The 18,401-nt window shown below is 68.7% G+C and carries 16 protein-coding genes; 8 read left to right on the forward strand and 8 right to left on the reverse strand.

The features are described 5' to 3' along the window. Window positions 1-306 precede the first annotated feature (306 nt). From J7U37_RS23460 to moaD, 4 genes are all read left to right on the forward strand, one after another. Window positions 307-1,041: a protein phosphatase CheZ gene (locus J7U37_RS23460; RefSeq protein ID WP_247637292.1), complete on the forward strand. Its 735-nt coding sequence runs from the start codon at window positions 307-309 to the stop codon at window positions 1,039-1,041. Window positions 1,042-1,108: 67 nt separating this feature from the next. Further along, window positions 1,109-3,208 carry an excinuclease ABC subunit UvrC gene (uvrC, locus tag J7U37_RS23465; protein ID WP_247637293.1) on the forward strand — a complete coding sequence of 700 codons (2,100 nt, stop codon included), beginning with the start codon at window positions 1,109-1,111 and terminating at the stop codon, window positions 3,206-3,208. Window positions 3,209-3,294: 86 nt separating this feature from the next. Next, entirely contained in the window at window positions 3,295-3,894 is a 600-nt protein-coding gene (pgsA, locus tag J7U37_RS23470) for a CDP-diacylglycerol--glycerol-3-phosphate 3-phosphatidyltransferase (RefSeq protein ID WP_056179856.1), read from the forward strand. 14 nt (window positions 3,895-3,908) lie between these two features. Beyond that, the gene (gene moaD, locus J7U37_RS23475; protein ID WP_056484406.1) at window positions 3,909-4,160 is read left to right on the forward strand and encodes a molybdopterin converting factor subunit 1; all 252 of its coding nucleotides are present in this window, start codon (window positions 3,909-3,911) and stop codon (window positions 4,158-4,160) included. An 11-nt stretch (window positions 4,161-4,171) separates the two neighbouring features. Here the strand turns inward: moaD and J7U37_RS23480 are convergent, their stop codons facing one another. Then, a complete protein-coding gene (locus tag J7U37_RS23480; RefSeq protein ID WP_247637294.1) occupies window positions 4,172-5,131 on the reverse strand; it encodes a zinc ABC transporter substrate-binding protein in 960 nt (319 codons plus the stop codon). Between the two features lie 208 nt (window positions 5,132-5,339). On the opposite strand from J7U37_RS23480, the gene J7U37_RS23485 reads away from it, so the two are divergent. From J7U37_RS23485 to J7U37_RS23495, 3 genes are all read left to right on the forward strand, one after another. Next, on the forward strand, window positions 5,340-7,127 hold the full coding sequence (locus J7U37_RS23485) for an ABC transporter ATP-binding protein (protein ID WP_247637295.1): 1,788 nt from the start codon (window positions 5,340-5,342) through the stop codon (window positions 7,125-7,127). A 69-nt stretch (window positions 7,128-7,196) separates the two neighbouring features. Continuing rightward, the gene (locus J7U37_RS23490; protein WP_247637296.1) at window positions 7,197-8,237 is read left to right on the forward strand and encodes an aldose epimerase family protein; all 1,041 of its coding nucleotides are present in this window, start codon (window positions 7,197-7,199) and stop codon (window positions 8,235-8,237) included. 3 nt (window positions 8,238-8,240) lie between these two features. Then, window positions 8,241-8,576, forward strand: a complete 336-nt coding sequence (locus J7U37_RS23495) for a YnfA family protein (RefSeq protein WP_056179843.1) — start codon at window positions 8,241-8,243, stop codon at window positions 8,574-8,576. Between the two features lie 234 nt (window positions 8,577-8,810). On the opposite strand, the gene J7U37_RS23500 is transcribed toward J7U37_RS23495, so the two are convergent. From J7U37_RS23500 to tesB, 4 genes are all read right to left on the reverse strand, one after another. Then, window positions 8,811-11,528, reverse strand: a complete 2,718-nt coding sequence (locus J7U37_RS23500) for a DNA translocase FtsK (protein ID WP_247637297.1) — start codon at window positions 11,526-11,528, stop codon at window positions 8,811-8,813. Window positions 11,529-11,748: 220 nt separating this feature from the next. Further along, complete coding sequence (locus J7U37_RS23505; protein ID WP_056179840.1) at window positions 11,749-13,254, reverse strand: ammonium transporter; 1,506 nt, start codon at window positions 13,252-13,254, stop codon at window positions 11,749-11,751. A 103-nt stretch (window positions 13,255-13,357) separates the two neighbouring features. Next, window positions 13,358-13,696, reverse strand: coding sequence for a P-II family nitrogen regulator (locus J7U37_RS23510; RefSeq protein WP_056179837.1), 339 nt, complete (start codon window positions 13,694-13,696; stop codon window positions 13,358-13,360). A gap of 365 nt (window positions 13,697-14,061) precedes the next feature. Further along, window positions 14,062-14,940 (reverse strand): acyl-CoA thioesterase II, encoded by an 879-nt coding sequence (gene tesB, locus J7U37_RS23515; RefSeq protein ID WP_056179836.1) that lies wholly within the window; start codon window positions 14,938-14,940, stop codon window positions 14,062-14,064. Window positions 14,941-15,221: 281 nt separating this feature from the next. Between tesB and J7U37_RS23520 the strand changes: the two genes are divergently transcribed. After that, window positions 15,222-16,508, forward strand: coding sequence for an FAD-dependent monooxygenase (locus J7U37_RS23520; protein WP_247637298.1), 1,287 nt, complete (start codon window positions 15,222-15,224; stop codon window positions 16,506-16,508). A gap of 95 nt (window positions 16,509-16,603) precedes the next feature. Here the strand turns inward: J7U37_RS23520 and ppa are convergent, their stop codons facing one another. From ppa to J7U37_RS23535, 3 genes are all read right to left on the reverse strand, one after another. Continuing rightward, window positions 16,604-17,152, reverse strand: coding sequence for an inorganic diphosphatase (gene ppa, locus J7U37_RS23525; protein ID WP_056179832.1), 549 nt, complete (start codon window positions 17,150-17,152; stop codon window positions 16,604-16,606). Window positions 17,153-17,278: 126 nt separating this feature from the next. Continuing rightward, window positions 17,279-17,608, reverse strand: coding sequence for a hypothetical protein (locus J7U37_RS23530; RefSeq protein ID WP_056179828.1), 330 nt, complete (start codon window positions 17,606-17,608; stop codon window positions 17,279-17,281). 77 nt (window positions 17,609-17,685) lie between these two features. Further along, window positions 17,686-18,192 carry a GNAT family N-acetyltransferase gene (locus J7U37_RS23535; RefSeq protein ID WP_056179825.1) on the reverse strand — a complete coding sequence of 169 codons (507 nt, stop codon included), beginning with the start codon at window positions 18,190-18,192 and terminating at the stop codon, window positions 17,686-17,688. Window positions 18,193-18,401: the final 209 nt, after the last annotated feature.

Here is an 18,401-nt window from a genome sequence, read left to right on the forward strand (position 1 = left end):
CCCCTGCCCCGCCCATCCCACCGTCAGGCAGGCGATGGCCACGCACCAATCGAACCGCATGCTCGTCAACGCTCCAAGCCCGGTCGTACCCGATCCCGGGCACGACATGCGGTCAGGATCGGGGGTCGAGGCGGAAACCCGGTGAAGGAGTATGGTGAATCGTTCGGTCCGGGGTGGCTGCGAACAGGCGAATGGATTCAGCGTGAACGCACCGTAAAGGTTGCCGAGCGGTTGCGACGTTCAAGAAATCGAAATCAGTTGGCCCCAAGGTGGCCCGGCTTCTCTCTTGTTGGCTGATCGCGACCGATGACTCTCAAACGTTACCGCATCGAAGACAGTCTCGGCCTCGCGAACGCCCCCGTGGCGGTGGCATCCGCCGTCTCGTCGGAAGCGGCCGACCTGAACAACAAGCGCTTGGACGAAATCCTGTCCGCGATTCAGGATCTGCGAAAGGTGACGCAGACCAGCACGGTGGAGACGATCGAAGCGTGTCGGAAGGAGCTGAACGAAGCGTTCGCGATGCGCTCGGAGCTCGACATCATGAAGGATGCGATCACCCGCACCAAGCAGGAGATCGCGACCCTCTATCGCTCCGAGAACACCGGCAAGGGCATGCGCCGCGTCGCCGGCGAACTCGATGCCGTGGTGGATTCCACGGAGCGCGCCACCAGCACGATCCTGGGTGCGATCGAGGAGATCGAGACCAACGCCAGCATGCTGCGCGCCATGACCACCACCATGGCCGGGCGCGAGAACATCGACGCCATCCTGGATCGGGTCGTCGTCGCCTTTGAGGCCTGCAACTTCCAGGACCTGACCGGCCAGCGAATCAACAAGATCGTGGGTGTGCTGAAGTTCATCGAGGAGCACCTGGACCGCATGATCGAGGCCTGGGGCGGCCTCGACAGCTTCAGCGATCTGCTGGGCGTGGCGCCCGCAACGGTGGATATCGACGACGAGAGTTCGCTGCTCAACGGGCCGAAGCTCGCCGACGACATCGGCCACGTCGACCAGGGCGACATCGACGCGCTGTTCGATTGAGGGCCGAGGGCGGCCTTTGCCCGGTCCGCCCCTTTCCTCGCCTCGGCGCGAGGCTTAAGTCAGGCTCATGAGCCGCGCGCCCGCGAAAGACCACGCCTCGAGAGAGCGTTCCGCCAAGGATCTGCCCCCGGACGGCTTCGACGACCAGGACGGATTCCAGGAGGGTGGATTCCGGGAGGACGCCTCCGAGGACCACGCCGAAGCCGACGATGCGCCCGAGATCGACTTCGATTTCGAGGAGGGCGCGGTCAAGGCCGGCACCGAGGTGATCCGGCGCTTCTGGACGACCCTGCCGACCTCGCCGGGCGTCTATCGGATGTTCGACGAGAAGGGCGACGTGCTCTACGTCGGCAAGGCGAAGAACCTCAAGGCGCGGGTCGGGTCCTACGCGCGCGGACAGGCGCATTCGAACCGTATCGCCCGCATGATCTCGCAGACGGCGGCGATGGAGTTCGTCACCACCGCCACCGAGACCGAGGCGCTGCTCCTCGAAGCCAACCTGATCAAGCAGCTGAAGCCGCGCTTCAACGTGCTGATGCGGGACGACAAGTCGTTTCCCTACATCCTGGTCACGGCCGATTCGGAAGCACCGCAGATCATCAAGCATCGCGGCGCCCGGCGCCGGAAGGGCAGCTATTATGGGCCCTTCGCCAGCGTCTGGGCGGTGAACCGCACGGTGAATGCCCTGCAGCGCGCCTTCCTGCTGCGCACCTGCACCGACAGCTACTACGAGAACCGCACCCGTCCCTGCCTGCTCTACCAGATCAAGCGCTGCTCGGGCCCGTGCACCGGCGAGATCGATTTGGACGATTACCGGGGCCTCGCGGACAGCGCGAAAAGCTTCCTGGCGGGCAAATCGAACGCCGTGAAGGACCGCATGCGCGAGGAGATGCAGGACGCCTCCGAAAAGATGGAGTTCGAGCGCGCGGCCCGGTTCCGGGATCGCATCGCGGCCCTGTCGGCAATCCAGGGGACGCAAGGGGTCAACACGCAAGGGGTCGAGGAGGCCGACGTCTTCGCCATCGACGAGCAGGCGGGCCAGTTCTGCATCGAGGTGTTCTTCTTCCGCAACTTCCAGAACTGGGGCAACCGCGCCTACTTTCCCAAGGCTGACCGGACCATGACGCCGGACGAGGTGCTGGCCTCGTTCATCGGCCAGTTCTACGACGACAAACCGGCGCCGCGCAGCGTCCTGGTCTCGCACGCCATCGAGGATGCTGAGCTGCTGGCGGCGGCTCTGTCGAGCCGCACCGACTACCGGGTCGAGATCCACCAGCCCCAGCGCGGCGAGCGCAAGAACCTGGTCGAGTACGCCCAGCGCAACGCCAAGGAAGCGCTCGGCCGGCGCCTCGCCGACACCGCCTCGCAAGGCAAGCTGCTCGCCGCCCTCGGGCAGTCGTTCGGGCTCGCGGGCGCGCCCCGGCGAATCGAGGTTTACGACAACTCGCACATCATGGGCACGAACGCCGTCGGCGGCATGATCGTGGCCGGCCCGACGGGCTTCGCCAAGCAGCATTACCGCACCTTCAACATCAAGTCGGAAGAGCTGACGCCGGGCGACGATTACGGAATGATGCGCGAGGTGCTCCAGCGCCGTTTCAAGCGCCTGGTGAAGGAGAACCCGCGCACGGCCAGGGAGGCTGCCATCGCGGCGAGCGAAGGGGGCGCGCAGGAGCCGGTACCGGAGGCGGCGCCCGAGAGCGACACCCTGCCGGTCTGGCCCGACCTCGTGCTCATCGACGGCGGCAAGGGGCAGCTCGATGCCGCCCGCACCGCCCTCGAGGAGATCGGCATCAGCGACGTGGCCCTGGTCGGCATCGCCAAGGGACGCGACCGCGATGCGGGGCGCGAGACCTTCTTCGTGCCGGGGCGGCCGCCCTTCAAGCTGCCGCCGCGCGACCCGACCCTGTACTTCGTACAGCGCCTGCGCGACGAGGCCCACCGCTTCGCCATCGGCAGTCACCGGGCCAAGCGCAAGCGCGAGATGGTGCGCAACCCCCTTGACGAGATCGCCGGCATCGGTCCGAGCCGCAAGCGCGCACTCCTGCACCACTTCGGGACCGTGAAGGCGATCCAGCGCGCGGCCTTCGAGGATCTGGCGAAGACGCCCGGTGTCAACGCCGCCACGGCGCGCGCGGTGTACGACTTCTTCCACACGCAGGGCTGAGCGCGGAGCCGCGCCCGCGCATGCGTGAAAATGTTCGTTCGCAGGAGCGGTTGACCCCCAACCCCGCACATGGTTTCACGCCTGCGATGAATTCCGTCCTCCCCCGCCGCCGCTCGCCAGCCTGGACGCTCGCGAACTGCCTGACCTACGGTCGGCTCGTCGCGGTGCCCGTGCTGGTGGCTCTGCTGTACTGGCCGCAGGAACCGAGCGCCCGATTCGGCGCCCTGGCGATCTACATCCTCGCCGCCATCACGGATTACCTCGACGGCTACGTGGCGCGGACCTACGACCAGAGCTCGGCCCTGGGCCGGATGCTGGACCCGATCGCCGACAAGCTGCTGGTGGCGGCCTGCCTGCTGATGCTGGCGGCCGACAACACCATCGTGGGCTGGACCCTCTGGGCCGCCATCGTGATCCTGTGTCGGGAGATCCTGGTCTCCGGCCTGCGCGAATATCTCGCCGAGCTGAAGGTCGGCGTGCCGGTGAGCAAGGTCGCCAAGTGGAAGACCACCGTCCAGCTGATCGCCATCGGCTTCCTGGTGGCTGGCCCCGCCGGGGAGTCGATCCTGCCGGGGACACTGCAGGCCGGCACGATCCTGCTGTGGCTCGCCGCCGCGCTGACGCTGTATACCGGCTGGGACTACATGAGGGCCGGGATCAAGCACGTCATCGACGATCCGCGCTGAGGGACACCACCGCGATGAAGCTCGTGTATTTCGCCTGGGTGCGCGAGCGCGTCGGCAAGGCCGAGGAGATTCTGGATCTCCCGGCCGACCTCGTGACGGTGTCCGATCTCGTGACCTGGCTGCGCGGACGAGGCGAGGAATACGCCTACGCCTTCGAGACGACGGGCATCGTCCGGGCGGCCATCGACCGGGTCCATGCCAAGCCAGACGCGCCGATCGCCGGCGCCTCCGAGATCGCGTTCTTTCCGCCGATGACGGGAGGCTGAGGCCGGACGCCTCAGCGTTTGCCCAGCGCCGCCGTGAAAGCCGAGACGTTGTTGCGCATCATCGCCACGTAGGTCGGCGCCGGGCCGTGAGGGCCCGACAGAGCGTCGGAGAACACCTTTCCGCCGATCACGGCGCCGCTCTCGCGGGCGATCTGCTGCATCAGGCGCGGATCGCTGATGTTCTCCAGGAACACCGCCGGGATCTTCTCCTGCCGGATCTGGCGGATGATGCGGGCGACGTCGCGCGGGCTCGCCTCGCTGTCGGTGGAGATGCCCTGCGGGGCGATGAAGGTCAGCCCGTAAGCGGCGGTGAAGTAGCCGAACGCGTCGTGCGTTGTGATGATCCGGCGCTGCGCCTTCGGGATCGCGGCGATCGCCGCCCGCACATCGGACTCGAGGGCATCCAGGGTGCCGAGATAGGCCTTCGCGTTGGCCGCGTAGGTCGCCGCGTGGGCCGGATCGATCCGCTCGAGGGCGTCGCGGATATTGCCCACGTAGATCCGGGCGTTGGCGATGCTCTGCCAGGCATGGGGATCGTCGTGATGGCCGTGCCCGTGATGGGCGTGATCGTCGTCCTCGGCCTCGATCGGCTTGACCCCGGCGGAGGCGACGACGACCGGGGCCTTTGTGCCGGAGGCCTTGATCAGGCGGTCGAGCCAGCCTTCGAACCCGAGCCCGTTGACCACGACGAGGTTGGCGTCGGCCAGGGTCTTGGCGTCGCTCGGCGCCGGGGCGTAGCCGTGGGCATCGGCGTTCGGCTGGACCAGCGACGTCACGGCCACCCGGTCGCCCCCGACCTGGCTCACGAAATCGGCCAGGATCGAGAAAGTCGCCACGACCCTGATCTTGGCCGCCGGTGCCGAGGGAGTGGCCGGTGCGGGCTTGGCATCCTCCGCCCAACCCGGTCCCGCCAGACCGAGCAGGAGCACGAAGGCGGCGGAGAGGCGCCAGAATGGAAGCCGGAGCGGCATCGGGAACGGTCCTTTCGATCAGCCCACCCGCTCTACTGTAACATTATCACGTTGCCAAGCTGATCCCCGGTCCACCGAGGGGGGACGCGTGCCGCGCATCCGCCCGGGGTGGCTTTCCCTTGATCTCGCCGGCAGGCGGACGCAAACACCCGGGCAGTCACGGCCCAAGCGCCGTCGGGCGGGCACGGACACGGAAAGAGCGGATCAGATGGCGCGACGAGCGCTTCCCAAGGGCGACATCCTTCCCCTCCTCGGCCGGGTCTGGCGGGAATGGCTGCGGCCGCACCGGGCCACCCTCGCAGTGGTCCTGGTGCTCATCGCCATCGTGGGTGCGGCGACCGGCCTGTATCCGACCCTGATCAAGCTCGCCTTCGACGCCTTCGACCGGAAGGACATGGCGGCCCTCGCCTACGGTCCCGTCGTGGTGATCGCCATCACGTCGATCCGCGGCTTCGCGCTGTTCGGCCAGAACGTCCTGACCAACCGGGTGGTCACCCGCGTCGAGGCCGACATGCAGGCGGCCCTCTATGGGCACCTCATCGACTCGGACCTCGCCCAACTGGGGCGGGAAAGCCCGGCGGCCTTCACCCAGCGCTTCACCACGGATTTCGCCTTCATCAAGGAAGGCCTGACCCGGATCTCCACCGTCCTCCTGCGTGACATCGCCATGCTGATCGCCCTGGTGGCGGCGCTGGTGTGGATGGACCCGATCCTCACCCTGGTGGCCGGCGTGGTGGTGCCGTTCGTGGCCGGCCCGATCGGACGCGTCGGCAAGAAGCTGCGTCGGGTCTCCACAGCGACGCAGGAGCGGATGGGCCTCACCGCCAGCCTGATCACCGAGAGCCTGCAGGGCGCGCGCATCGCCAAGACCTACGCGCTGGAGGGCTACCTGAAGGGCCGGGCGCAGGGCGCCTTCGATGAGGTGCGCCGCCTCAAGATGAAGGCCGCCAACGCCCGCGGCCGCCTCGACCCGCTGCTCGAGATCGGCGGCGGCTTCGCAGTCGCCGCCGTCCTGGCCCTGGTCGGCCAGCGCGTGACCTCGGGCGACCGCACGGTCGGCGACTTCACCGGCTACGTCACCGCCCTCCTGCTCGCCTCGCAACCGATCCGCACCCTCGGGACCCTGAACGCGATTCTGCAGGAGGCAGGCGCGGCGCTGCAGCGCTACTTCGCCCTGATGGACGAGGCCCCGCGCATCCGGGACGTTCCGGGCGCCCCGCCCTTGCGGATCGCGGGCGGCGAGATCCGCTTCACCGGCGTGCAGTTCCGCTACCGCCCCGACGCACCGGCCCTGGAGGGGATCGAATTCACGGTTCCGGCCGGTGCGACGGTAGCACTGGTCGGCCGCTCCGGCTCGGGCAAGTCGTCCCTCCTGAATCTCGTGCCGCGCCTCTACGACGTGACCGAAGGGACGGTCCGCATCGACGGCCAGGATATCCGCACCGTCAGCCTCGCCTCGCTACGGGCGACCGTGGCGGTGGTCTCGCAGGACGTGGTGCTGTTCGACGACACCATCGCGGCCAATATCGGGTTCGGCCGGCCGGGTGCCACGCGGGCCGAGATCGAGGCCGCGGCCGAGGCGGCGGCGGCGCACGGCTTCATCAGCCGCCTTCCGGAGGGCTACGACTTTCAGGTCGGCTCCTCCGGTGGGCGCCTGTCGGGCGGCGAGCGCCAGCGGATCTCGCTGGCGCGCGCATTCCTCAAGGACGCGCCGATCCTGCTCCTCGACGAGGCCACCAGCGCGCTCGATTCCGAATCCGAGCGCCTGGTGCAAGCGGCCCTCCAGCGCCTCATGCGAGGCCGCACCACCCTGGTCATCGCCCACCGACTCTCGACCGTCCGCGACGCCGACAGCATCGTCGTCATGGACAGTGGCCGCATCGTCGAGACCGGCCGGCATGAGGCGCTGATCGCGGAGGGACAAATCTATGCCCGGCTGCATCGGATGCAACTCGCCGGTGATGCCGAAGCCGAACCCGCAGGGCTGCCGGCCTGACGACAGGACGGCTTGACGGGACCGATCCGCCATCGACGCGTTGAGCCGGGGAACACCAGGACGGACACCATGCAGGCGGAGCCTTTCGGGACGACGGGCGCGGGCGATCCCGTCACGCGCCACACCCTGGAGCGGGGCGATCTGCGGGTGCAGATCCTCGATTACGGCGGCATCGTCAGCCGGATCGATGTGCCGGACCGGACCGGACGCCGGGCCAACGTCGTCCTGGGGGCCGCCGATCTTGCCGGCTACGCGGCCAGCGACGCCCATTTCGGCGCGGTCATCGGGCGCTACGCCAACCGGATCGCCGGCGGGCGCTTCCACCTCGACGGCCGGAGCTACGACCTGCCCCGGAACGAGGGCCGCAACACCATGCATGGCGGGCCGGAAGGCTTCGACCGCCGGGTCTGGCGCGTCACGGCCGCCGAGGCCGCGAGCCTCACCCTGACCTACCGCTCCCCGGACGGCGAGCAGGGTTTTCCCGGCAACCTCGACGTCACCGTCACCTATCGGTTGGCGGACGATCACAGCCTCGCCATCGACTACGCCGCCGTTACCGACCGGCCGACCATCCTCAACCTGACCAATCACAGCTACTTCAACCTTGCCGGCGAGGGCGCCGGCAGCGCCCTCGGGCACATCGTCACCATCGCGGCGGATGGGGTGCTGGTCACCGATGCCGAGCAGATCCCGACCGGCGCGATCGCCTCCGTCGCCGGCACGCCCTTCGACTTTCGCATGCCGGTCGCCCTTGGCGCGCGCATCCGCGAAGCGCACCCGCAGCTGGCGCTCGCCCACGGCTACGACCACACCTACGTGCTCGGGGGCGACGGAGCCCTGCGGGAGGTGGCACAGGCCGTCGACCCGGTGAGCGGGCGCTGCCTCACCGTAGCGACGACCCAGCCGGGCCTCCAACTCTACACCGCCAACATGCTGGACGGGACGGTGACCGGATCGGGCGGAGGGCTCTACCGGGCCGGCGACGCGGTCTGCTTCGAGGCGCAGGGCTTCCCGGACGCGCCGAACCAACCGACCTTCCCAAGCCCCGTCCTGCGGCCGGACGCGCCGTTTCGGGCGACGACGGGTTACCGCTTCACGTCGCTCGCGTAGTCCATGGACAAGCCTCTCGCGACCCTCGCGATCTACGCCGCGGCCGCCCTGGCGGAGATCGCCGGCTGCTTCGCCTTCTGGGCTTGGGCGCGGCTCGGGCGCTCGGCCCTGTGGCTCGGCCCCGGCATCGCGGCGCTGGTGCTGTTCGCCGCCCTTCTGACCCGCGTCGAGAGCGAAGCGGCGGGACGGGCTTACGCGGCCTATGGCGGGATCTACATCGCCGCCTCGCTGCTCTGGCTCTGGATCGTCGAGAGCCAGAGGCCGGACCGCTGGGACATGGCCGGCGCTACCCTGTGTCTCGTCGGCGCCGCCGTCATCCTGTTCGCGCCGCGCGGATAGAGGCGGGTTCCCGCCGAACCGCGCGCCGCAGCGATCGCGGGAAGCGGGGTCTCGTGTCGGGAAGAATGGAGCCTGGGCCGGGTACGGGATCGACCCTCCCCCCTCTGCGGAGCAGGCGGGAGAGGGTGACGCGCAGGCTGCCTCCAAGATGAGAAATACGATCGCCCTCGAAAGCGCAGACCGTTCGCGTCTCGCGACGGCTCAGGCTCCTGGCGCACCCGATCGCGCCTGCGTTCAGCTTTGGTGCGGATCCGGCTCGACCAGGATCTCGCGCTTGCCGGCGTGATTGGCCGGGCCGACGATGCCCTCGATCTCCATCTTCTCCATCAGCGAGGCGGCACGGTTGTAGCCGATCTGCAGACGGCGCTGGATGTAGCTGGTCGAGGCCTTCTTGTCCCTGAGCACCACTTGGACGGCCTGGGTATAGAGATCGCCGCCGGCCTCGCCGAAGCTGCCCTGATCGAACACCGCGCCGTCCAGCTCGATCTCGTCGGAGCCGCCCTTGGCGGGCTTCTCGTCGCCGCTGCCGTCGTCGGCGGTGACGGCCTCGAGGTAGGACGGCCGGCCCTGGCGCTTGAGGTGGGCGACCACGCTCTCGACTTCCGAATCCGAGCAGAACGGACCGTGCACGCGCGTCGTGCGCCCGCCGCCGGCCATGAACAGCATGTCGCCCTGGCCCAGCAGCTGCTCGGCGCCCATCTCGCCCAGGATCGTCCGGCTGTCGATCTTGCTCGTCACCTGGAAGCTGATCCGGGTCGGGAAGTTGGCCTTGATCGTGCCCGTGATGACGTCGACCGAGGGGCGCTGCGTCGCCATGATCAGGTGGATGCCGGCCGCGCGCGCCATCTGGGCCAGACGCTGGATCGCACCCTCGATGTCCTTGCCCGCCACCATCATCAGGTCGGCCATCTCGTCGACCACGATCACGATGTAGGGCAGCGCCGAGAGGTCCATCTCCTCCGTCTCGTAGACAGCCTCGCCGGTTTCGCGGTCGAAGCCGGTCTGCACCGTCCGGGTCAGGATCTCGCCGCGCCCACGCGCCTCGGCCAGTCGGGCGTTGAATCCGTCGATGTTGCGGACACCGACCTTGGACATCTTCTTGTAGCGCTCCTCCATCTCGCGCACGGCCCACTTGAGGGCGATGACCGCCTTCTTCGGGTCGGTGACCACGGGCGAGAGCAGGTGCGGGATGCCGTCATAGACCGACAATTCGAGCATCTTCGGATCGACCATGATCAAGCGGCACTCCTCCGGCTTCATCCGGTAGAGCAGCGACAGGATCATGGTGTTGATGGCGACCGACTTGCCCGAGCCCGTGGTGCCCGCCACCAGCAGGTGAGGCATCTTGGCGAGATCGGCGATGATCGGCTCGCCGCCGATGTTCTTGCCCAGGCACAGGGCGAGGCTCTGCTTGGTCTCGGCGAAATCGGCAGAGGCCAGCAATTCGCGCAGGTACACCGTCTCGCGCCGGGCATTCGGCAGCTCGATGCCGATGGCGTTGCGACCGGGGACCACGGCGACGCGGGCCGAGACCGCCGACATCGACCGGGCGATGTCGTCGGCCAGGGAAATCACGCGGCTCGACTTGGTGCCGGGGGCCGGCTCCAGCTCGTAGAGGGTGACGACAGGACCGGGACGCACCGCAAGAATGTCGCCGCGCACGCCGAAATCGCTGAGGGTCGCCTCCAGCAGGGTGGCGTTCTGCTCCAGGGCCTCGGACGAAATCTGGCTCGAGGCCGGCAGGCGCGGCGCCTCACCGAGCAGTTCCAGGGCCGGATGGCGATAGTTCTCGGATGGCTGCTGGGGCGGAGTACGGCGCGCGGCGGCGGGCACCGGCGGGGGAGCGGCGGGCGCGACACGCGAGCGCGCCGGGGCCGGCTCCTCGACAGGGGCCGGACCATCGGCGTCCTCCGCGTCGTCGAAATCCTCGTCGTGATGGACCGGGGCCGGCCGCCGCTGCGAGACCGCCGCCGGCGGGGCGGATGAGACGGTCGGCGATGGGCCGGGCGAGGCCGGATCGAAGGGCTCAAACACGGGTTCCCGCCGTCCGTCGGACGGTCCGAGGCGGGCCTCCGGGGCATGCGTGGCCCAGGGCGCATCCTCCGGTGCCGCGAAGGCGCGCTGCGCCGCGAGGGCCGGCGAGGCCCCCGCATAGGCGAGCGATGTGGCGGCGGCGGCGCGCTCGGCACGCCACTCCCCGATCCGGGCCGCCAGGGCCGCGCGACCGCCCATCAGGGCCTGCGCCATCGCCCCGAGGGAGACGAGGCCGAGACTCGGCTCGTCATCCTCGTAGCGCCCGTCCTGGGTGTTATCGAAGCGACCGCGCTGGGGCTGGCGCACAGAGGCCGGAGGCGCATCGTAGGCATCCGCATCGTCCTCCTCGACCTCGCCGACGCGGCAGGCGCCCGTGAGGCACAGAATCGCCACGCCGGCGAACAGGAAGCCCGCGAAGGCCAGGAGCGGTGAGGCCAGGATGCCCAGCATCGTGCGGGCGGCATGCATCAGCGCGTCGCCGGCAACGCCGCCGAGGCCGGTGGGCAGAGGCCAGCGCGCCGTCGACGGCAAGGCGCTGGCCACCGCGCTCGCGGCGAAGAAGCCGATGATCCAGAGCGTCAGGCGCAGACCGCCGCGCGGCAGCGTCCGCGTGCGCATCAGTTGGATGCCCCACAGGGCCGGCGGCAAGACGAAGGCCAGGGAGCCGAGCCCGAGAAGCTGCATCGCCAGATCGGACACCACGGCACCGCCGGTTCCGAGCACATTGTGGGCGGGATGATCCGTGGCGTGGTTGAGACTCGGATCGTCGATCGACCACGTCGCCAGGGCAACCGTCAGCGCGGTGGCACCGGCAAACAGCACGAAACCGCCCAACTCCGTCATCCGCTTGGCCAGGAACGGGCGAAAGCTGTCGACGAAAGTATCGTAGGGCGATGCGGAACGGCGAAGCGAGCGCATGCGGTACCAGACACGATGGGGAACTGTCCGGTGACGCTACCGTCTTCGGAGTTAACGGTTGGCTAAGGTTGAGATTTCCCTTCGCCCGGCTCGGACAGCAATCCTGTGTCGGACCGGCCTCGTGGCCTGCGCGTCCGTCATGCCGCGCCGGCCAAGACGAAAAAGGCCCCGGTCGCGAGGACCGGAGCCTTCCGAACCGTGGGCTGAAGCGCCCGCGATCCTAGTAGTTGTAGGCGCGCTCGCCGTGATCGGCGATGTCGAGGCCTTCACGCTCCTCGTCCTGCGTGACGCGCAGGCCGATGGTGAGATCGACGAGCTTGTACAGGATGGCGGACCCGATACCGGACCACAGGATGGTGAAGCCGACGGCCTTGACCTGGCTCATCACGGCGGCGCCGGTCTCGTAGGCGCCGACGGCGAGTTCACCGGGCTTGGAGGTGTAGTCCGGCAGACCGACGCCGCCGAACTCGGTGTTCACCAGGATACCGGTCGCGATGGCGCCGAGGATGCCACCGATGCAGTGGACGCCGAAGACGTCGAGCGAGTCGTCGTAGCCGAGCGCGTTCTTCACCGTGGAGCACATGATGAAGCAGACCGCGCCGGCGACGAGGCCGAGGACGATCGAGCCCATCGGGCCGGCGAAACCGGCGGCCGGCGTGACGGCGACGAGACCCGCGATGGCGCCCGAGAGCATGCCGAGCAGCGACGGCTTGCCCTTCAGCATCCACTCGACGAACAGCCACGACAGGGCGGCGGCGGCGGTGGCCACGAAGGTGTTCAGCATCGCCATGGCGGCGGTGCCGTTGGACTCGAGGTTGGAGCCGGCATTGAAGCCGAACCAGCCGACCCAGAGCAGCGAGGCGCCGATCGAGGTCATGGTCAGGGAGTGCGGGGCGAGCAGGTCACGGCCGTAGCCGATGCGCTTGCCGAGCATGAGGCAGCCGACGAAGCCAGCGATACCGGCGTTGATGTGCACCACGGTGCCGCCGGCGAAGTCGAGGGCGCCCCACTTGAACAGCAGGCCGGCATCGGCGTTCACGGCGTCGAGGGCGGCCTGAGCCGTTGCCTTCGAGGCGTCGTCGGTGGCGGCGGCCAGTGCCTTGGCGGCGTTGCCGACCGCATCCGGGCCGCCCCAGTACCAGACCATATGGGCCATCGGGAAGTAGATCAGCGTGGTCCAGAGGATCATGAACACGACCAGCGCGGAGAACTTCATCCGCTCGGCGAAGGCGCCGACGATGAGGGCCGGGGTGATCATCGCGAACGTCATCTGGAAGCAGATGTAGACGTATTCGGGGATCACGACGCCATTCGAGAAGGTGGCGACGGTGGAGTTCGCGTCGATGCCCTTCAGGAAGGCCTTGGACAGACCGCCGACGAAGTCGTTCAGGCCGCCGCCGTTGGTGAAGGCGAGGCTGTAGCCGAAGATCACGAAGAGGAGGCTGGAGATGCAGGCGATGGCGAAGACCTGCGTCAGCACCGAGAGCATGTTCTTGGTGCGCACGAGACCGCCGTAGAACAGGGCCAGACCGGGCACGACCATCAGCAGCACCAGGGCGCTGGAGATGAGCATCCAGGCCGTGTCGCCCTTGTTCGGGACGGGCGCAGCGGTGGCGGCAGCGGTCATCGCCTCCGTCGTCGGGGTCTGCGCGAGGGATGGCTCGATGAACAGGAGGGCCAGCGCGGCGCCTCCCAGCCCGAGCGCCAGGGCATTGCGAAGCTTCATGGAAACGAGACTCCCGATCGCGGTGCGATGCTGATGTGAAGGATTGTGTCAGGGGCTGGCGGACGGAACCGTCCGGGTATGGCGTTGCCTCGGCGAGCGTCGCTCAGAGAGCGTCGACGTCGGTCTCGCCGGTGCGGATGCGGACCGCCTTCTCCAAGGGGACGACGAAGATCTTGCCGTCGCCGATCTGGCCCGTGCGGGCGGCCGCCGCGATCGCGTCGATGACGCTGCCCGTCAGGTCGGAGGCGACCGCGACCTCGATCTTCAGCTTGGGCAGGAAGCTCACCGCATACTCGGCCCCGCGATAGATCTCGGTGTGGCCTTTCTGACGGCCGTAGCCCTTCACCTCGGTCACGGTCAGGCCGTGAACGCCGATGCCGGTCAGAGCGTCGCGCACCTCCTCCAGCTTGAACGGCTTGATGATGGCCATCACGATTTTCATGGGCGACGCCCCTTTGGCTACGAGTGGATTTCGCGGATGGGAACTTGCGCGAGTGCGACCTTGCGCGAGTGCAAACCTGCATGACTGGAGGCCACGAGCCGGCGCACGCACGCACGCACGCGTCGCGACACGATCGACCCCGCCGGTACGCAGGGGCCGTTCCCGACCCATGCGCTCGACCACCCATATTCAAGGACTATGCCAGAGGAACTTTTTCGCTGAGCCTCGATCTGCCCAAGAAGTGTCCGCCGGCTGATTTAGGACGCGGCGTTTTTCCGGCCAAGTTTGCCCGCAAAGCAGGCATGTCGTTCACAGAATAGGCATAACCAGCAGAACAGAGGCAAAGACCTAGGCTGCAAGGTGCCTCAACCCTCGGCGCGGCGCGGCCGGATCATACCTTCCTGGGCCACCGAGGCGATCAGCGTGCCGTCTCGGGTGAAGATCTGACCGCGGGCGAAACCACGGGCCCCCTCGGCGCTGGGGCTGTCCTGGGCGTAGAGAAGCCAGTCGTCAGCCCGGAACGGCCGATGAAACCACAGGGCGTGGTCGAGGCTCGCCGACTGAATCTCAGGATCGAACACCGTCTGCCCGTGCGGGATCAGGGTGGCGTCGAGAAGCGTCATGTCTGACGCATAGGCGAGGACGGTGCGATGGATCGCCGGATCATCGGGCAGGCGGTCGACCGCGCGCATCCAGACATGGAAGCGCGGCTCGCGGGGTGACCGGCGCAGGTAGCGTTCGATCTCGACGGGTCGCAATTCGATCGGCCGCCGGCGTCCGAAATACGAGAGAATGGGAGCCGGGATGGTCAGGCCCTCGCGCGCGGCCTCGGCCGTGACGGCCGGCGCCTCGGGGACATCCTCCGGGGGCGGAACATCGGGCATGGTAGCCTGGTGGGCGGCACCCTCCTCGGCATCGTGATAGGACACCGACATGGCGAAGATCGCGCGCCCGTGCTGGTGCGCCACGACCCGCCGCGTGGCGAAGCTGCGGCCGTCACGGATGCGCTCGACCGCGTAGTCGATGGGCGCCTTCGGATCACCGCCCAGGAGGAAATAGGCGTGCAGCGAGTGCGGCGGCCGGGTCTCCGGCACCGTGCGCGAGGCCGCGACGAGGGCCTGGGCCACGACCTGCCCACCGAAGACCCGGAACCAGCCGGTCTGCAGGCTCTCGCCCCGATAGAGATCGGGCTCCAGGCGCTTCAGGTCGAGGATGTCGAGGAGTTCGGTGACGATGCCTGCCATGCCGCTTCCCTGGTCGCCCGCGTGATCCTGTCGGGGAGATCGCCCCCGAGGACCATGGCCGACCCTTCACATGTGAACGATCGCGCTGGCAAGGTGCCCCGATGCATCCTGGACGCGACGCGGTGGGCTGTACCGACCACCGGGCGAGGCCCACCGCAGCGGCGATAAGGTCCGGGCTGAAGGACGGCCTCGTGCGTTGCCCCCGGCACCGAGGAGTGGCACTCCGGGCAGCGAGGATGTCGGGGGTTGCCATGGGCGGCGCGGGCGAATTCGAGGCGGGCATGATCCAGGCAGGCACGGTCGAGGCGGGCACGGTCGAAACGAGGAAGCGTGCGGACCAGCGCAGCATGGTGATCGCCGGAGCCGGCATTCCCGGCCTGACGCTCGCCCTGGCGCTTGCGCGCGCCAACGGCCCCGCCGTGTCGGTCACCGTGTGCGATCCCGGCCTCGGCGCCGGCGCCGCCCGACATGCCGGTCGGGCCTATGCGGTCGCCGCTGGCGGGCGGCGCATGTTCGAGCGCCTGGGAATCTGGGACATCGCCAGCCGGTCCGCGCAGCCGATCCACGATATGGTGGTGAGCGACAGCCGCCTGTCCGACCCGGTCCGCCCGGTGTTCCTGACCTTCGCGCAGGATGCTGAGGCCGGCGCCCCCTTCGCCCACATGGTAGAGGCCGAGCCGTTGGTGACGGCCTTGCTGGAGGCAGCCGCGGCCGCGGGCGTGGCCCTCGAACCCGTCGGCATCGTCGAGGCCGTCCCGGACGGCGCTCGCATCCGCTTGTCGCTCAGCGACGGCCGTTCGCGCGACGCCTCGCTCCTGGTGGCTGCCGACGGCGCGCGCTCGCGCCTGCGCGAAGCGGCCAAGATCGGCTGGGTGGGCTGGTCCTATCCACAGATGGGGCTCGTCGCCACCATCGGCCATGAGCGCGCTCACGAGGGTCGGGCCTACGAGCATTTCCTGCCGAGCGGACCGTTCGCGATCCTGCCGCTGGTGGATGGCGGCACGCTCGGGCATCGCTCCTCCATCGTCTGGACCGAGCGCGCGGCCGATGTGCCGGCCCTGACCGGAGGCGGCCCGGAAGAGACCCTGGCCGAGATCGAGCGTCGCTTCGGGCTCAATCTGGGGCGGTTGGCGCTGGAGCGGGGACCGAGCGCGCATTCCCTCGCCTTCGGCCTCGCCCGTAGCTTCCGGGGCGAGCGCCTGGCGCTCCTCGGCGATGCCGCCCACGTCATCCACCCCATCGCCGGACAAGGCTTGAACCTCGGCCTCGCCGGCGCGGCTGTGCTGGCCGAGGCGATGACCGACGCCCTCCGCCTCGGGCTCGACCCCGGGAGCCCGGACGTGCTGAAGCGCTATGAGCGGGCGCGGCGCTTCGACACCCTGGCCATGGGGGCGGTGACGGATGGGCTGAACCGCCTGTTCTCGAATGACGTGCTGCCCCTGCGCCTGGCGCGCGATCTCGGCCTCGGCCTGGTCGACCGGCTGCCGGGGTTGAAGCGGCTGTTCATCGGCGAGGCCGCCGCGGCGCGGGGGACGCAGCCGCGCCTGCTGCGCGGCGAGGCCCTCTGACACAGCAAAACGGCGACCCTCCCGGTTTCGGGAAGATCGCCGCGTTGTCGACCCGTCAGCCGGGAAGACCGGCTTGGGCCTCTCCGTCCTCGACTTTACTTGCCCTTAGCGGCCTTGCTGGCCTTCTCGCGCTCGATGCCTTCGAGGATCAGGCGGTGAGCTTCGTCCTTGCCGCCCCAGCGCTTGATCTTCACCCACTTGCCGGGCTCGAGATCCTTGTAGTGCTCGAAGAAGTGCTGGATCTGGTGGATCGTGATGTCGGGCAGGTCGGTGTAATCTTCGATGCGGTCGTAGCGCATGGTCAGATGGCGCGACGGCACCGCGATGATTTTCTCGTCCTCGCCGGAATTGTCCTCCATCACCAGCACGCCGATCGGGCGGGCGCTGATGATCGCGCCGGGTGCGATGGCACGGGTATTGGCCACCAGCACGTCGCACGGATCGCCGTCGCCCGAGAGGGTGTGCGGGATGAAGCCGTAATTGCCCGGGTAGTGCATCGCCGTATAGAGAAAGCGGTCGACCACGAGGGCGCCGGCTTCCTTGTCCATCTCGTACTTGATCGGGTCGCCACCGATCGGCACCTCGATGATGACGTTCACGTCGTCCGGCGGGTTTTTCCCGATCGAGACCGCATCGATGATCATTTGTTAGCTCCCGGAAGCGCGGGCATTCCAGCCCCGTTGCGGCGTCTCATAAAGCCCTTCCGCCGCGAAGGAAATCGCACCTCCCCGAGGGCTCACAACGTTTGCACGAAATTGTCGGGCCCGGCCTCAGGGCCGGTCCGACGATCCGAAGCGCCGCCGCCACCAAGCCGCCAACCGCGCCCAGGTGCGCTCCAGCCAGCGCGCGGCATGCTCCAGGGGTACCTTGAGGGCCGGGACGTCCTGGCTCAGGAGCGCGAGGCCCAGCGGCAACATCCACAGACCCAGGACCGGCAGGATCGAGAAGATCCCGCCGAGGATGAACAGGATGGCGGCGCCGAGACGGATCCAGAACCGAGACGGCTCACGCAGCCAATCCACCGCGCGACGCGCCCGGTCCGGCAGTTTCTCGCTCAGCGCCGTGACGCGCCTGTCCCAATCCGCCGGCGTCACGCTCATCCGCAGCCCCGCTCCCTACCCGACGGTCCGGTCCGGGGAACGGATGCCGACCGGTCGCGACGGGGCATCCCGCCGATTCAGGTGAAGCGGAAACCGATTTTGGGCAAAACCGTTCCGGCCATTCGGTCGACGGCGCGGGCGATCTCGGCACCGCCGAGCCCGCTGTAGAACGTCCGGGCGCGGTCGTTCTCCTCCAGGGCCCAGACCCCGACCCGGGCGAGGCCATGGTCGGCGAGGTCGTTGGACACGGCCCGGAACAGGCGCCGGCCGAGTCCGAGGCCCTGGTAGGACGGGCGCACGTAGAGTTCGTCGATCTCTCCGGGGGCCTGAAGGGTTCGGCCGCGGGCCGGTCCATAGACCGCGTAGGCCACCAGCGCGTTCTCCCGCTCGACCACGACCAGCGGTCGGCTGCGCTGGGTAGCTCCAAGCCACCATTGCGAGCTGCGTTGCGAGATCATCCGCTCCAGTGCGACACCCGGGATGATGCCGCGATAGGCCTCGCGCCAGGTCTCGTCGAACAGGTCCGCCAGAAGGTCGACGTCGGCCGGGCGGGCGCGGCGGATGCTGATGGTGCTCGTACGCATGACGGGTCTCCGCGCTCGAAGAGACGAAAGACGGTTCGCATCGGTGTCGATCTCGCATCGGAGCCGACGATCCGGGCGAAGACAAGGCGGGCTCGGGCCTCGCAAGGTCGATGCCGATTCGCCCCCGCGATCCACCGCTCGTTTGCCGCGGCGGTCGCGCGCTGGTAGATCAGCCGCCTCGCACCTCCCCACCCTCCCCGCCTCTTCGG

This window comes from Methylobacterium sp. 37f (genome assembly GCF_023093475.1).
Taxonomy (GTDB): Bacteria; Pseudomonadota; Alphaproteobacteria; order Rhizobiales; family Beijerinckiaceae; genus Methylobacterium.

What these genes read in the sequence shown, in the direction of transcription:
- J7U37_RS23460 (WP_247637292.1), top strand. Translation starts at nt 307, where the DNA reads ATGACTCTCAAACGTTACCGCATCGAAGACAGTCTCGGCCTCGCGAAC.
- uvrC (WP_247637293.1), top strand. Translation starts at nt 1,109, where the DNA reads ATGAGCCGCGCGCCCGCGAAAGACCACGCCTCGAGAGAGCGTTCCGCC.
- pgsA (WP_056179856.1), top strand. Translation starts at nt 3,295, where the DNA reads ATGAATTCCGTCCTCCCCCGCCGCCGCTCGCCAGCCTGGACGCTCGCG.
- moaD (WP_056484406.1), top strand. Translation starts at nt 3,909, where the DNA reads ATGAAGCTCGTGTATTTCGCCTGGGTGCGCGAGCGCGTCGGCAAGGCC.
- J7U37_RS23480 (WP_247637294.1), bottom strand. Translation starts at nt 5,131, where the DNA reads ATGCCGCTCCGGCTTCCATTCTGGCGCCTCTCCGCCGCCTTCGTGCTC.
- J7U37_RS23485 (WP_247637295.1), top strand. Translation starts at nt 5,340, where the DNA reads ATGGCGCGACGAGCGCTTCCCAAGGGCGACATCCTTCCCCTCCTCGGC.
- J7U37_RS23490 (WP_247637296.1), top strand. Translation starts at nt 7,197, where the DNA reads ATGCAGGCGGAGCCTTTCGGGACGACGGGCGCGGGCGATCCCGTCACG.
- J7U37_RS23495 (WP_056179843.1), top strand. Translation starts at nt 8,241, where the DNA reads ATGGACAAGCCTCTCGCGACCCTCGCGATCTACGCCGCGGCCGCCCTG.
- J7U37_RS23500 (WP_247637297.1), bottom strand. Translation starts at nt 11,528, where the DNA reads ATGCGCTCGCTTCGCCGTTCCGCATCGCCCTACGATACTTTCGTCGAC.
- J7U37_RS23505 (WP_056179840.1), bottom strand. Translation starts at nt 13,254, where the DNA reads ATGAAGCTTCGCAATGCCCTGGCGCTCGGGCTGGGAGGCGCCGCGCTG.
- J7U37_RS23510 (WP_056179837.1), bottom strand. Translation starts at nt 13,696, where the DNA reads ATGAAAATCGTGATGGCCATCATCAAGCCGTTCAAGCTGGAGGAGGTG.
- tesB (WP_056179836.1), bottom strand. Translation starts at nt 14,940, where the DNA reads ATGGCAGGCATCGTCACCGAACTCCTCGACATCCTCGACCTGAAGCGC.
- J7U37_RS23520 (WP_247637298.1), top strand. Translation starts at nt 15,222, where the DNA reads ATGATCCAGGCAGGCACGGTCGAGGCGGGCACGGTCGAAACGAGGAAG.
- ppa (WP_056179832.1), bottom strand. Translation starts at nt 17,152, where the DNA reads ATGATCATCGATGCGGTCTCGATCGGGAAAAACCCGCCGGACGACGTG.
- J7U37_RS23530 (WP_056179828.1), bottom strand. Translation starts at nt 17,608, where the DNA reads ATGAGCGTGACGCCGGCGGATTGGGACAGGCGCGTCACGGCGCTGAGC.
- J7U37_RS23535 (WP_056179825.1), bottom strand. Translation starts at nt 18,192, where the DNA reads ATGCGTACGAGCACCATCAGCATCCGCCGCGCCCGCCCGGCCGACGTC.